Origin of the sequence: Mogibacterium kristiansenii, assembly GCF_029224645.1 — a bacterium.
Taxonomy (GTDB): domain Bacteria; phylum Bacillota; class Clostridia; order Peptostreptococcales; family Anaerovoracaceae; genus Mogibacterium_A; species Mogibacterium_A kristiansenii.
The window spans coordinates 38,345-53,373 of record NZ_JAQXUZ010000005.1; the positions used below are offsets into that span (position 1 = coordinate 38,345).

The following is a 15,029-nucleotide window of genomic DNA, read 5'->3' on the forward strand; positions in this document are numbered from 1 at the left end:
GCGCTCTAAAACCGATTTCATTGGCTTTGCGGGCAGGCGTGCGCGAACCGAACCGAGGCCCGGGCCGCTTTTTCGCTTTCTTCCGGCACAGGGTTCGCGCTCGAAAACCGAGTTCATTGGCTTTGCGGGCAGGCGTGCGCGAACCTCCCCGAGGCCTGGGCCGCTTTTCCGCTTTCTTCCGGCTCAGGGTTCGCGCTCGGAAACCGAGTTCATTGGCTTTGCGGGCAGACGTGCGCGAACCAAACCGGGGTCCGGGACGCTTTTTCTGCTCTTTAGCGGATAGAAATCGTCGCAAAGGATTCTCTTATATTTTCAGGAAAATGTTCCGTCTGGGATTTCAGAAAATCTTCTGCAGTTATTCCAATTTTTCGGGCTTGTGCTGTCGGAACTCTTCCGAAGGTTTGTTCAATGATTTTAGCGAGACTTTCCAAGTCCGGGCCACTTTTTGAGTTTTCAAAAGACAACAACAATGTTACACCCGGCGAGAATCCCATTTCCTCATAAATAAGAGACTTTTGATAGAATGAAGAACTGTATTTTTCACCAATATCATCCTTAAACCAAAGTCCCAAATGTTCTATGATGTAAAGAATCGGTTCAAACGGATGCACAATTGTGAAATCCGGATAAATATATCGGCCATTTATATATATTGGTAGCTCATGGAAAAAATCCAACCCATATGAATGCAGTAAATTGTACGTCAATGATTCTGAGCGGCTTCGCACGAAAGATCCGTCTACCGTTGATACTTGCAACGATTCCGGATGTGGAACCGGACAAATATCTTTCAGGTGCTGCAAATCTTTAAGCAGAAGCGTTTTCGCATCACTGCACTCCATAGCTCCATTCAAAGTAGATGGAATATAATGTTTCGGAAGCACTTTTAATAGTTCCTCGTTCGAAATTGGTACAAAATGACTCAGAAAATACTCTGCCGCTTCAATATTCCCTTCAGCTAAAGTTAATAGAGTTTCATATAATCTGTATTCTCGAATTCCTAAAACATCCGGATGCGTTTCTTTTCCCAAATAATGCTTTGCTTCTCCCGGAAAATATGCCGAATAATACGGATGTCCTTTTGTATAACCGACTTTCAAAAGTTGTCCCTTGTATTCCCGGAGGGAATACAACTTATTCTCACATTTACTTTTCAAGAGTTCTTGTTCTGACAAAACCTTTTCAATAAAACTGATATCCTTACAAATCATATGTGCCTCCTTGTATTTTCTTCAGTATGGCACATACTGCTAAGAAGGTAAAATTTCATACGACATACTTTTAAACTTTTTCTCACACAATGCAGTACTTTCTGTGAGATTGTACTTAATAAATACAAACCACTGCTGTCACCTGCGGGCAGACGTGCGCGAACCTCCCCGGCGCCCGGTCCACTTTTTCGCTTTCTTCCGGCTCAGGGTTCGCGCTCGGAAACCGAATTCATTGGCTTTGCGGGCAACCGTGCGCGAACCATGCCGCCGCCCGGGCTCTATTTCCCTCTTTTCCCGGCACAAAGTTCGCGCTCGAAAACCGAATTCATTGGCTTTGCGGGCAGGCGAGCGCGAACCCTGTGCCCCATGCCGGAGCCCGGGCCTCCGGCAGATCCCTTGCACAAAAAAAAGAAAGCAGCGATTTCAAAATCGAAATCGCTGCTCCCTTTATTTAGGGGATTAATTGATAGGATACATTTCCTTTACGGTTTCATCCGTTACGAAACCCCTGCTGCTATACTCTCTTCTTGCGAAGGGTCACTGCCAGGCTTGCACATGCGGACAGGAACAGCACTACCATTCCCATGAAACCACTGGTGTAGTCTCCGGTCTGGATGCCGGTCGGCGTTACAACCGGTGTTTTACCGTCGTCATCGCCACCGCCGTTGTCACCGTTATCATAGCTGTTGATGAATACCGCCGCCGTATCGCCGGTCAGAACCGCCTTTAAGGAACCTTCACCATCATCCGTCACCGTAATAGTCACATGATGAACCTTGGTGTCATAGGTGATTTCCTTCTGCTTGTCATTCAGCTCTTCGATGGTGTACTCGTAGGTTCCGGCCTTGTCGAACGAAATTGCCTTGAACTGAACACTTCCGTCCGCCTTATTCGTAGCACGTTCCACTTCCTCGCCGTTCGCATCCTTCAGCACGAAGGTGAACTGCCCACTCTTCAGTTTTGCGTTGTCCAAACGTTTTGTCACGCCCAGGCTTACCTCTGTCGGCTTTGCCTGATACTTGTTGGCGAAGGTAATATCCTTCGCAGCCGGCTGGTCACCGGAGATTTCCTTATCGATGCGGTGGGTCGCTTCCAGCTTGCCGTTTCCGTTGTCCACAACCAGTGTGTACACGGTGTAGCTATTGCTGTCATAGATCACGCCGCCCTTGCCGTCATTCTCCTCACATACAGTGTAGGTGTGGCTTCCCGGCTTTGTGTAGGTAATCTTATCGAAGGTAACCTTGCCGTTTGCATCATTTGCTGCTTTCGAGATCTCCTTGCCGTCCTCCATCAGACGGAACTTGAATTCGTCGTCCTTCAGATTTCTTCCGTCCAATTTCTTGGTGATGTCAATCTGATCCGTCACGCTGGAGGAGAGTTTCTTTACCCCATAGGTGTTGGTAAAAGTAAACAGGTTATTGGTCTCCTTCGGGATTACCGTCAGGTTTCCTTCTCCGTCATCCTTGAGGGTGAGTTCGAATTCCTTGGTGCTCTTGGAATCGTTATCAACGCCCGGTACGTTTCCGGACTCCGTCACGCTGTACTTGAAGGTCTTTTCGCGGGAACCGTCATCTGCCTGGTCCACGTCTTCCAGATTGTCAATTTTGAATGCCAGGGTTCCAAAGGTTACGTTGCCGTTTCCGTCGTTGGTAACCGTTTTATCCTTCGGCATCGGAGCGCCTTTGGTCAGCGCCTCCAGCGTAAAGGTGAACTTGCCGCTGATATCCGGCGGATTCAATCCTTCCTCTGCTTCTTCCAAAGTCTTGCTTCCGGATACGTTCACCTGAACTTCCTCGCCGTTTCCGTAGGTGTTCACAAATTCGCACTTATCTCCGGAATCCTTCGGATAAATGGTCTTCGCTTTGAGGGTTCCATCGTTTTTGTCGGTAACCTCTACCGAGAGATCAAAGCTTCCAGCAGTCACGGTAACGCCCTTTGGCAGGTTGTTTGCCGATTCTTCAACACGGTAGTTCACGGTGTATACCACCTTGCCATCCTTGGTGGTCTTGGTTGCATATCCGTCTTCTACCGCCTTCTTCAGTACGGTGCCGCTGCCTGCCGCCTTCTCGTTGGTCCGGTAGCTCAGCGCATCGAAATGAATGCTGCCGTCTGCGCCGTTCTCCTTGGTCTGAAGTACGGTGCCTTTGCTGCCGTCACCCGGCTTCGTCATCAGCTTAAAGGTGAACTCGCCGGCTTTCAGCTTCCGGCCGGTCAGCTTCTTGGAAGCGTTGATGTCCGCCTTGGTTCCGCCGGAAACATCCGTGGATCCGTCGTACCGGTTCGCAAAAGCGAGGGTGATGCCCTTTTCGCCCATTGCCGGATTCTCTTTGCTTACGGTCTTCCGGAACAATTCCTTACCGGACTTGTCCTTCAGTACCACTTCCGCCTTCAGCGTTCCGTCGCCGCCGTCCTTCGCGGTGATTTCCAGCTTGTACTGACTCTCATCGTAGACGATACCCTTTGCGGAGCCCTTCACCTCTTCGAAGGTGTATGCGTACGTCTTTCCGATATCCGCCTGTTTCAGGGTCATGTTCAATCCGCTCAGTACGGTAACGGTCTCGCCGTCCGCACCGTCTTTGCTCGATACGGTTTCACCGTCTTCCGCAATGTTCAGCTTCTTCGCCGACGCTTCGTCTGTGCCTTTCAGGGTAAAACTAAAATCATCTTCCGTCATATCCCGACCGGTCAGAACTTTGGTCATGCTCAGTCCCAGAACCTGATCCATCGGCAGATCTTCTGTCTTGTATTCATTTGTAAAGGTCTCGTTTCCACTGACAGCGGTTACCGCTGCGGTGAGCTTGCCCGTTCCGTTATCGGTAACGGTGACGGTAATGTCGCGAACCGCCTTGTCGTAGGTCATGCCCGCTGCTTCCGGACTCGGTACCTGCTCGTTCAGCTGGTACTTATACTCGCCCGCCTTTTTAAAGGTCAGTGCGCCGAATTCAATCGGAGCTTTTCCGTCTTTCACATCTGCTTTGCTGACGGTAATTTCGTCCTTCTTCGGCATCGGTGCGGTTTCCACGCCATCCGGTTTCGATACGTTCTTCAGCTTAAAGGTAAAGGTTTCGCCGTCCTTCCACTCTCTTCCGGTGAGCTTCTTGTTGAAGCCGGTGATGACCTGTACCGGATCCGTCGCTGCCGCCGCATAGGTGTTGGTGAACCGAACGGTCGGAGTGCCGGAATTGTGGTTGGAGCTGTCGTATGTTTTTACCGATTCGCCGGAACCATCTGCGTTCTTCATGGTTACCTTTGTTACCACGTGCATGGTTCCGTCGCCGTTGTCCTGTGGTGTGATTTCCACGGTGCCGATTCGTTCGTCGTAGGTCACACCCTTGATGCTTCCCTTGGTTTCCCGAACGATGTAGGTCTGGGTCTTTCCGGACATGGTCTGGTCGAAGGTAAGATCTGCCAGAACATTCATGGTGTCCGCTTCGCCGGATTCGCGCTGGTTCGGGTTGGTGATTTTCACCGTCTGGCCGTCCTTCAGTCCATAGGTGAATTCAAATTCTCCCGCCTTCATGGTACGGCCGTTCAGCACCTTCTGAATGTTCAAGGCACCGGTGGTTCCGTATACCAGGCTGGATTCGTATTTGTTCTTGAATACGGCTTTGTCCGTCCGATCCGATGCGGTGCCGTTGTTGTATTCCACCTTGGCTTTGAGTTTGCCCGGGTGATCTGCGTCGTCGGTTACGGTCACGGTTACTTTGGCAGCGTGGCGGTCATAGGTCATTCCGCCGGCCGGTGTTCCCGGTACCATCTCGGTAATGTCAAAACGATATACGCCTTCTTTTCGGAAGGTAACATTGCCGAATCCAAAGTCCTTTGCCTCGCCGTTCTTCAGGTTCTTTACCGAAGCGGTATCTCCGTTCTCGGCGATGGAAACATCGTTCTTCTCAATCGCCTTCTGCGTCTCTGCATCCGGTGTCAATTTGAAGTTAAATGCTTCGTCGGTCTTTCCGTCTCTTCCGGTGAGGGTCTTCTCGCCCGCCAGTGCCGTGTTTCCGGTAAGGGTTACGGCATCTGCTTTGTAGGAGTTCCGGAAAATCGGCATGGTCTGCAGTTCTTTTCCGTCTGCATCCAGATACTTGTAATCCGCAACTACCGTGTCCTGACCATCCACGTCATCGATGTACACGTTGATGCGCACCTTGTATTCCGCGTTGTCATAGGTCAATCCGTCTACGGTGTAGTGGTTGGATGCGGTTGCACTTTCCGGTAGGATTTCCTTCATCTTGTACTCGTAAGTGAGCGGTTTATCCTGCGTTGCACCCTTTGCATGCTCTGCCGTAAAGGTGATATTTCCGAATTTCACGCCATTTCCGATATTCGACGCGTCCACATGTCCGGATGCGCCATCCGGCAGCGGTGCCCCTTCGGTAACCGGTGTGAGTCGGAACTTATAGTCGCCGTCCTTTAAGGTCTTGGTTCCGGTGGAATCCGTAAATTCCTTTCCGGCACCCAGATCAACGGTCTGTTCTTTCGCATCATATACGTTCGCAAATGCCGCGGTTTTGTTGTCCACGGAAGTTGGGTTTGCCACTTCCGAGCCGTCATCCTTGCGGATTTTCTTCATGGTGGCATTTGCCTTCAGTCTTCCGTTCTCATCGGTCACCTTTACGGTAACGCGGTACGATGCGCTGGAGTAGGTTACACCCTGCTTCGCCGTATCTCCCGGATCCTTTTCCGTAATCTGGTACTCGTATGTTCCCGGCTTGGTGTATTCGATATCGCCAAAGGCTTTTTCGATTTCAGCCTTGGAGTTTACGTTCAGGCGGGAAACCTTCATGCCGTCCACAACAGCGGCATCCTTTGGCATCGGACATTCGTTATCCAGCGGGCTCAGAATGAACTGGAATTTCGCGTCCTTCAAATAATCCATATCCCATGCGGATGCACCGGATGCGGTTTCGAAATTCTTCTTAATCTTCAGGGACTCGGAACCCTTCAGTGTGGTGGAGTCGGCCTGATAGATATTGGTGTAATCTACCACTGCGGCATCTTTGCCGGCAACGGTTCCCTTCGCATATACTCCGCCGTCGTTGTTCGTTCCGGTCTCGCTGCCTTCACCGGCATTCCGCTGTGCTGCGCTTCCGGTGAAATGCTCCGGCTTTGCCTCGGTTACGGTGTACCGGGTTCCGCCATCCACACCGTAGATCTTCAAGGTCTGATCGTCCTTTAATTTAAAGGTATCTCCGGACTTGACAGTGAACTCGTCTCCCTCTTTGTCCGCACCGGTGTATTTCTGAGCGGTGTATTTTTCTTTTGTACCGCCGGTAAATGTCAGGCTGTACTCGAATTCCTGATCCTTCAGGATGTCCGGAACCTGATGGTCCTCTGCCGCCTGTACGGATTTCCGAATATCCAGCTCGCCCGGAAGTTCCTTGACCAGCTTTCCGTTGTTGCCCAGATAGGTAAACACGCTCTTTCCGGCGTAGTTGTTCTCCCATACCGGCTTGATTACCCGATTGGATGTCTGGGACTTATTGGCGCCGTCCGCCTTATTTTCGGTAAAATAAGTCAGACTGGTGCTTCTCGGTGTTCCGGCCGGGATGTAGTATTCACCCGTCTTGGTGTTTTTCTTCGCATAGCCTTCCAGGAGAAGATTGCTGTTGCCCGGAACCTTTACGGTGTTTGTCTTCTTCACCGCATTTCCGGAAGCGTCTCTATTGTAATACTGACGCTGGTAGTAGTACGTGGTATCGCCACTGGTATCGATGGAATCCTTTTCCGGATGGGTACATGCTTCATCCGTGTACAGAATCTCGTCCTCCTGGAAGTAGTAGAAGTCGTTGGTGGATGCCGGCGTGAAGTTGGCATATGCGCCGATGCCTTCCGAACCCCGATTGGAAGACTTCTTGTCGTACTTGTTGGCATAGAACGCCACCTGACCGTCTTCGTTGGAATTTTCGGCAATATAAGCCTCCATCGCTTCATCCGGTCTCTCCAGCTTCTTCTCTGCCGCTGCCTTCAGGCTCACGTCATAGAAGAGTCGACATGGATAGGTGTCGTCGACGGTAAGCTTGTTGTCCTTGGTAACTTCATAGTATCTCAGCGGAATCAGGTTGGCCGGAATCTTTACGGTCACCTTGTCTCCCGTCGCCAGTGCGGTCGCCGCATCGGCTTTCTCTACGGTAATCTTGATATCTCTCAGATTTCCCGTCGGATATACGTGATTCGTGTTCGGGATCTCCTTTTCAAAGGTGTAGGTTACCTTGGTGGTGTTTCCTTCCTCGGTCACATCCTTTTTTGTGTAGTGGTACTGGTTCTCTGCGTACAGCAGGGAATTCAAATCATCTACCTGCATGTAGTCCCCCAGCTGATCCACCAGAGTCACGTAGCCGCTCTGCGTCGGATCCGCACCGGCTTCCACTTCCGTCGGAGACTGGGCCGTCGCGATGATTTCTTCCTGAATTTCATTGAAGATGTTATTCAGCTCCGAAGCCTGGGTTGCGGCCTTGTAGAAGGCGGTCTCGCTTCCGTCCGAATTCGTGGCACGGGTGCCCAGATTGTTGTACGCAGTCGCGTTCGGATAGTTGCTGGACATGCCGTGCATGTACTTGTTGAACTTGTCTTTGGTGCTGCCGGCATCCGCATCCTTGAACACGCCGATGGAATACATGGTGGCGTCGGTCTTGATGGTCTTCGCCTTCTGAATTGCCGCATTGGCGACGTCTTCGTCAAAATTGCTTTGGTAAGTCGGCTCGCCATCAGTGAAGAAGATGACGATGCGCTTCACGTTCTTTCGGTTCGGATTGGCGGCCTCGTCTCTCTTGCTTTGGTCCACCTGCTTCTTGGCCTGATCCATGGCGTAATCCGCCGCGGTGGCACCTGCCGGTTTCAGCGCATTGACCTTGTTCTGCAGCTCCGACTTGTTGTCGTTGGTGTACGCTTTGTAGTTGCTTACAACCTGAGTGTAGTTGTAAGTATAGCCACCCGATCGGTAGGTATCATTTCCCACGTTGTCGGTTTGTTTGCCCGAGAATTTCACCAGCGAAATGCGGCTGTGCAGGTTCTCGTTGGACCGCTCGCTGTTGGTCCTTGCCGTCTCGTCAATAAAAGAGTTCACCGCCGTCTTCAGGGTGCTCATTTTATCTTTGCCAGTTTTGTTGTCTTTGTTAGCCATACTTCCGGATACGTCCAGCACCATTACGATGTCCAGCGGAACGGTGGACTGTCCCATGATCTTCGCAGCGGAAGACAGTGCGGACAGACCTACCAGGAAGTCGGAATCTCCGTTCTTCTCCACGGTCTTCGTGCCGGAATTATCCAGCTTCCCCATCACAATGTTGCCGGCAGATACGGACTTGTCCGTCCAAATCCTCCCGATATTCTTTGTGGTGTCATCAATTGCAATAGAATCGTGCCAATGACCGATGGTCACATCATCTGCCACGGCACCGGTTGCCGCGGACACTGTTGTTCCGGACATTCCAAACAGGATGGTCACGGACAGCAAAAGCGTCACGATCCAGGCAACTCTTTTTCGCTTACGAAAATAGCCTATCATTTTTCCCCCTTCCTCATTCTCCCCTGCAACCCCCAGGGAAGGATGATGTCCGGCCGGTGTTCCGTGATATTGCGTACTTGCCGACCATTCATGCATTATATCTCCATGATTATTTATTTTATCATAACGGTACGGATTGAAGGGGTACTCGAAAGAGTACTTTTTTGCTTATTAAACCACAGATATATTATATATAACCACTTATTTATGCTCATTTCGGATACCTTCGGATTGGATGCGGTCCCCGCCGGCAGCCACCGCAAACGGTTGATATGTTCCCCGTTGAAAGATATAATATTTTATCGGGATGCCCGCCGGAACTCAGCTCCGCTTAAGGTATTCCGAGTATGATACGGAAAGGGATATAATATGGAAGACAAACGACGATGCCCCGGAGCCGCTTTGGTGCTGAGCCTCCTGTTCAGCCTGACGATGATGCTGTGCCTGCTGCTCACCGCTGCGGAAATTCTGCTCTATCGCACTCCGGGTTGGTTCGAAAAAGAATACGACAAATACATGGTGCTGGAGGATGTGCGAGGCGAGCTGTCCATGGAATCCGCACTGCAGGTGACAGAAGAGATGATGGACTACCTCAAAGGGGACCGAAAAAATCTCACCGTGATGACCACCATCGACGGCAAGCAACAGGAATTCTTCTCCAATCGAGAAAAGGCTCACCTGAAGGATTGCCGGGCACTTTTTCTGGGCGGATTCCGTCTTCGAAAGATCACGGCCCTCATCAGCATGGGAATTCTCGGGGTGCTTTGCTTCGGTCGAAATCAGCATCCGAACCGGCTCCCGGATTTCATCGTACTGGTCCCAAAAATAACCGGCGTCCTGCTGGCGATTATCGGCCTCACCGCACTGATTGTTTCCGGAAGTTTCGACCGGTACTTCGTGATATTTCATCATTTGTTCTTTGATAACGACCTGTGGATCCTGAATCCGACGGAAGATAATCTCATCAACTTGCTGCCGGAAGGTTTCTTCTCCGACACGGCATTTCGAATCGGAGAGATATTTCTTCTGATGGAACTGGCGATGTGTGCCGCCTTTATGGGGATTCGCCGGAAACGGGTGACATATAAATAGAAGATATTTTTAGCGAAAATGTTTTTAGCGGAAAGGAAAAAAACTTATGCGACTACTTCTTGCGGAAGACGAAAAATCTCTCTCCCGGGCGCTGACCCGGATTCTGGAGAGCAGCCATTACTCGGTGGATGCGGCATACAACGGGGAAGAAGCGTTGGATTTTCTGGACGTGAGCAGTTACGACGCCGTCATTCTGGATCTGATGATGCCGAAGGTGGACGGCCTGACGGTGCTGCGCACGCTGCGGGAGCGGAACGACCTGACGCCGGTGCTGATTCTCACCGCCCGCTCCGAGGTGGACGACAAGGTGCTGGGGCTGGACAGCGGCGCCAACGATTATCTGACGAAACCCTTCGATCCGAAAGAGCTGCTTGCGCGAATCCGGGCCATTACCCGAGTTCAGACCAAGAATCCAAGCTCCGTGCTGCAGCTGGGGAACGTGACTCTGGACCGGACCAATTACGAGCTGGCCTGCGGGGAGAATTCCATCCGGCTGGCCAACAAGGAGTTTCAGCTGATGGAACTCCTCATGAGCAATCCGGGGCAGGTGCTGTCCACGGAGCAGATTTTCGAGCGGATTTGGGGGCTGGACAGCGATGCGGAGACCAGCATCATCTGGGTGTACATTTCCTATCTTCGCCGGAAATTCAAGGCTTTGGGGGCGAACGTGCTGATTAAGGCTACCCGAAACGTGGGGTATTCCCTGGTGGTGGAGGAAGAGGACTAATATGGTAAAAAAATTACGGCACCGATTCATCGCGGTGACCATCCTATCGGTATTCTTCACCATCGCGCTACTGACGATTATCATCAACGGCATCAGCTACCGAAACGTGGTAGACCGAGCGGACTGGACCCTTTCGATTCTGTCGGCCAATCACGGGACGTTTCCGGAAAGCCTGCTAATAAAAGGAAAACGCGATTCCGTGGAGGTTTCCGGCAGCGGCGATTTGGAAGAAAAATCCACCAGCATCGTTCAGAAGAAGCGCCGCTTTTCTAAATTAAATCCGAAGGATGATACCAACGACCGCAGCTATATTTTCCGGATTCAGCTGGACAACAAGGCCCGCACTTCCGCGCAGCCATTTGAAACCCGATATTTTTCGGTGCTGACCAATTCTAACGGAACCCTGCGGGAAGTGGATTCCTCCCAGCTGCTGGCGGTAAATAAGAATGCACTGGAATCCATTCAGCGAAAGGCGGAACGGAAGCTTTCGAAAGACGGAAAATGTACTTTTATTGAAGACTTCCGCTGCACCCGAGTGACGGAAAAGGGCGGAAGTCGCTACGTCTACCTGGATTGCTCCCGTTCTCTGGACAATTTCCGGGCCTTCCGAAACGTCAGCATTCTGGTGTGCCTCATCGGCGTCACAATCATTTCCGCACTAATCACCTTTTTCTCCGGAAAAATTCTCCGGCCGGTGGCGGAAAGCTACGAAAAACAGCAGCGGTTCATCACCGATGCGGGACATGAAATTCGCACGCCACTGACCATCATCAACGCAGACGTGTCCGTTCTGGAGATGGAACAGCCGGACGATGCGCCCAACGAATGGTTGGAGGATATCCGGCAGCAGACCCGGCGCCTGTCCACCCTCACCGAAGAGCTGGTGTACCTGACCCGCATGGAGGAGGTGCAGAAAACCTCCGTCAACATGAAGCGATTGAATTTCTCGAAAATCGTTGGCGACGTGGCCCATTCTTTCGAATCCCGGGCCCTTGTTTCCGAGAAAAAATACAACTACGATGTGGCGGACGATCTGTTCCTGCGAGGCGACGAGAGTGCCCTCCGCAAGCTGGTGAGCATCCTCTTGGACAACGCGTTCAAATATTCTTCGGATTCCGGTGATATCCGCCTCTTCTTCTATCGTCAGGGTAAAAACATTTTCCTCACGGTGAGCAATTCCGTGGATGAGATTCAGAAGAAATCCATCCCTCACTTTTTCGACCGATTCTACCGGGCAGACAGCTCCCGGAACAGCGAAACCGGCGGGCACGGCATCGGCCTCTCCATTGCCCGGGCGGTGGTCCGAGCCCACGGCGGCAAAATTGCCGCCTACACACCGGACGGGAAGTCCCTCCGAATTAGTGCCACATTTCCGGTGTAGGAAGCAGTATAGGAAAGCCCCGGCGCTGATCGCATTGCCAGCGGCGCCGGGGCTTTTGTTAGGGCCGGCGACTGGGCCGCCTTTTCTGAATTTCAGGCCCTGGGGGTTTGCTCCCCACTCCCTTCTAGCCCTTATTCCTCCGTCCAGGGGAGCAAACTTTTTCCTGCCCGGTGCCGGCCGCTGGGCCCGAGGTTTGCTCCCCACTCCCCGCTAGCCCTTATTCCTTCGTCTTGGGGAGCAAACTTTTTCCTGCCCGGCTCGCTGCGGCGCCTCTTTTGGGCCGGATTTCTTCTCTTCTCGGTCCCGCGGTTCGCGCTTGAAAACCGATTTCATTGGCTTTGCGGGTACCCGGGCGCGAACCGAGCCGCCGGACGGGCCGACTTTAAATGAAAGGACCGGAACCCGGGGCGCACATTCGCACCTCCCGGGTTTCGGTCCTTTCCTTACCTTTCTTTACCTTACTTTACCTTACTTTACCTTACCACAACTCTTCCCATTTGTTTTTTCCGATGCAGATAATACGGAATAATCATCGACAATGCCAGAATCCAGGCCATCGGGTAACTGAGAATTACCGTCAGCACCTCGTGGTATGCCGGAACAATCCAGGTCACCCACGGAATTCGCAATCCCAGTACGCAGCCTGTGGTGATGATGGTTGGAATTTTTACATCGCCCAGGCCTCGCAATGCACCGTTGAAAATCTCCAGGATGACGGACAGAACGTACCACGGCATGAATTGATGCATCATGGTCACGCCGATTTGAATAACATCTTCATCGGTCAGGAAGAGGCACAAAATCGGATGGGCACAGCTCATCAGCAGCACAACAAGCGACACTACCAGCAGCGACGACTGCATCAATCCCATCCGCACGCTTTGGAATATTCGCTCCTTCTTTCCGGCACCGTAGTTCTGGCCCACGAACGTCGTGACGGTCACGCCGAAGGCATTCAGGATTGCCCAGATAATAACATCGGTTTTAAAGTATGCCGCCCAAGCCGCTACGATATCCTCTCCGAATCCGTTGATGCAGGCCTGAATCAGTATGTTCGAGATGCCGTAGGCCACTGCCTGAATCGACCCCGGTGTGCCAAGCCGCATCTGATGCTTTAGAATCATTCCATTGAAACCTTCCTTCAGGTCTCGAACCCGAAGGGACAGACGGAACGGAATCCCTTCCATTTCCTTGTTCCGCACCAGCGCTCGCATTACCAGGAATGCACTGACGCCCTGAGAAATGACGGTTGCCAATCCCGCACCGATGACCTCTTTTTTCCACACTACCACGAACAGAATATCCAGGACGATATTCAGCACGCAGCACACAATCAGATAATGGAACGGCCGCTTGGAATCGCCGATTGCCCGCAGGATGGAAGAACCCATATTGTACAGAATTACCGTGGACACGCCGCCGAAATAGATTACCATATACTGAACGGAATAGGTCATCAGGCTTTCCGGCGTCCGCATCATCACCATCGCCCACCGGCTGAGGGTCACGCCCAGCACCGTCGTCACGGCGGATGCGAGGATGCCGAATATCACCATGGTATGTAGCGCTTCATGCAGCTTCTTCTCTTCCCGAGCCCCAAAATACTGGGACAATGTCACGGATGCGCCGGCGAACATCGAGGCGAACACCATCGTGACGATATACAGAACAGTAGAGGCAGATCCGCCGATTGCCGCCAATCCCGCTTTTCCCACGAACCGGCCCACAATCACCGCATCTGCCAAACTGTAAATCTGCTGAAAAATAGTTCCGGCGACCAGCGGCAGAAAATACCGAAACATCGCCCGTCCAATGCGCCCCTCCGTAATTGGATTCATCACTCCCAATTGCTCATTCATCACGATCTCCTACATAATAATTTCTCCCATGGATTATACTCCAATCGGTCCGCTACTCCGTATCTCCCAGCATAATCTTCAGGGAATCGTCCCCGAAGAAGGTGTTGGCGTTGTACAGGAACAGCACGTCCGTAACCTTTTCCGACTGAATCAGATCCTCCAGATTCTCAAAGTAGTATCGCGGATCCACCACCACGATTTCCCGGTAGTGCTGCGTCAAGAACGGAATAAAACTATTTGCGTAGGAATCCTTAATCAGCAGCAGGCGTTTCCCACCGGTCACCGGCGTTTCGATGGTATACATCGGATGGTTGCTTCCACCGAACACCGTATAGGCATCCTTCTTCTTCAAATTTTTCAGCTGATAGAATTCCGCCGTCTTCTTCTGCGTGTCCGTGTAGTAGATTACGGACTTGCGGTAATCCCGATTCGCCGGAAGATAGATCTTGATGGCGTCGTCCATCCCGTTCACGAAACCGCTCTTGGAATACAGCGTGCCCCGGAAATCATTTTTCACCACCTTCGGCGCAAAATCCTCCGGCTTGTCCCCGGTCAGGGCGCCGATGGAATTCCGGTACGCCAGATACGCGCCGTCCGTCGTCCAGTGGTGGTCCGTCCGGTAGTACAGCTGCACGTCGTCTTTTGCTTTTATAAAAGCAGACCGAATATCAATCGGAGTGATTCCGGACTTCTCCACAGAAGCGTAGAAGTCGTCCATCTGCTTATTCTGATCGGCCATCTGTACCGTGATCGGCAGGTCCTCCGACAGGATGTTCCCGGCGTTGGGCGCCAGCAGAAAATGCATCTTCATTTTGGAATGGCGCTTCGCAAAGTCCGCCAGTGCCGCTTCCGTCTCCTTGAGGTTCTTCGGATCCGGGGTAGTGAGGTTTTCCATCAGATAATCGTTTTTTGCCCGGTAGACTCCGTTGTTCTCCAGAACCCCCACGGTTTTGTCCGCCGCCGCTTTCACCTGAATGAAGCGGTTGCGGCCCGGAATCTGGTCGTTGGCATAATCGTCCATCTTGCTTTCAAACCGGCCATCCAAATACTCCGACACCCGAAAAGCGGGGAAGGTCTGAAGCGCCCGGTTCTCCGCAGCGGAGGTCTTCCGATCCGGAATAAAAATTCCCAGAAGCTGCAGTCCGAAGATTACCGCCAGGAAGCAGATTCCCAGTATTTTTGACATTTTAATTTTTCTGTCAACCATAATTTACCTTTCATACATTCTATATCCGATATGCCGAAGCACTTC

7 protein-coding genes are annotated in these 15,029 nt (G+C 51.8%); 3 read left to right on the plus strand and 4 right to left on the minus strand.

Annotated elements, in window-relative coordinates; translation table 11 throughout:
- Positions 1–272 precede the first annotated feature (272 nt).
- Both PUE40_RS02310 and PUE40_RS02315 read right to left on the minus strand, forming a co-directional pair.
- A complete protein-coding gene (locus PUE40_RS02310; RefSeq protein WP_154553715.1) occupies positions 273–1,211 on the minus strand; it encodes a hypothetical protein in 939 nt (312 codons plus the stop codon).
- A gap of 514 nt (positions 1,212–1,725) precedes the next feature.
- Entirely contained in the window at positions 1,726–8,718 is a 6,993-nt protein-coding gene (locus PUE40_RS02315; protein ID WP_277671778.1) for a Spy0128 family protein, read from the minus strand.
- A 369-nt stretch (positions 8,719–9,087) separates the two neighbouring features.
- Here PUE40_RS02315 and PUE40_RS02320 point away from each other — a divergent pair, with 369 nt between their 5' ends.
- The 3 genes from PUE40_RS02320 to PUE40_RS02330 are packed head-to-tail and all read left to right on the plus strand — an operon-like array spanning position 9,088 to position 11,918.
- Entirely contained in the window at positions 9,088–9,810 is a 723-nt protein-coding gene (locus PUE40_RS02320) for a TIGR01906 family membrane protein (protein ID WP_277671779.1), read from the plus strand.
- Between the two features lie 46 nt (positions 9,811–9,856).
- Positions 9,857–10,537, plus strand: a complete 681-nt coding sequence (locus tag PUE40_RS02325; protein ID WP_154553718.1) for a response regulator transcription factor — start codon at positions 9,857–9,859, stop codon at positions 10,535–10,537.
- 1 nt (position 10,538) lies between these two features.
- Complete coding sequence (locus tag PUE40_RS02330; RefSeq protein ID WP_277671780.1) at positions 10,539–11,918, plus strand: sensor histidine kinase; 1,380 nt, start codon at positions 10,539–10,541, stop codon at positions 11,916–11,918.
- Between the two features lie 473 nt (positions 11,919–12,391).
- Here PUE40_RS02330 and PUE40_RS02335 read toward each other — a convergent pair whose 3' ends face one another.
- The gene (locus PUE40_RS02335) at positions 12,392–13,777 is read right to left on the minus strand and encodes an MATE family efflux transporter (RefSeq protein WP_277671781.1); all 1,386 of its coding nucleotides are present in this window, start codon (positions 13,775–13,777) and stop codon (positions 12,392–12,394) included.
- Positions 13,778–13,829: 52 nt separating this feature from the next.
- Entirely contained in the window at positions 13,830–14,984 is a 1,155-nt protein-coding gene (locus PUE40_RS02340; RefSeq protein ID WP_277671782.1) for a DHHW family protein, read from the minus strand.
- Between the last annotated feature and the right edge of the window lie 45 nt (positions 14,985–15,029).

Coding starts and splice junctions, on each gene's coding strand:
- PUE40_RS02310 (WP_154553715.1), bottom strand. CDS start 1,211: ATGATTTGTAAGGATATCAGTTTTATTGAAAAGGTTTTGTCAGAACAA.
- PUE40_RS02315 (WP_277671778.1), bottom strand. CDS start 8,718: ATGATAGGCTATTTTCGTAAGCGAAAAAGAGTTGCCTGGATCGTGACG.
- PUE40_RS02320 (WP_277671779.1), top strand. CDS start 9,088: ATGGAAGACAAACGACGATGCCCCGGAGCCGCTTTGGTGCTGAGCCTC.
- PUE40_RS02325 (WP_154553718.1), top strand. CDS start 9,857: ATGCGACTACTTCTTGCGGAAGACGAAAAATCTCTCTCCCGGGCGCTG.
- PUE40_RS02330 (WP_277671780.1), top strand. CDS start 10,539: ATGGTAAAAAAATTACGGCACCGATTCATCGCGGTGACCATCCTATCG.
- PUE40_RS02335 (WP_277671781.1), bottom strand. CDS start 13,777: ATGAATGAGCAATTGGGAGTGATGAATCCAATTACGGAGGGGCGCATT.
- PUE40_RS02340 (WP_277671782.1), bottom strand. CDS start 14,984: ATGGTTGACAGAAAAATTAAAATGTCAAAAATACTGGGAATCTGCTTC.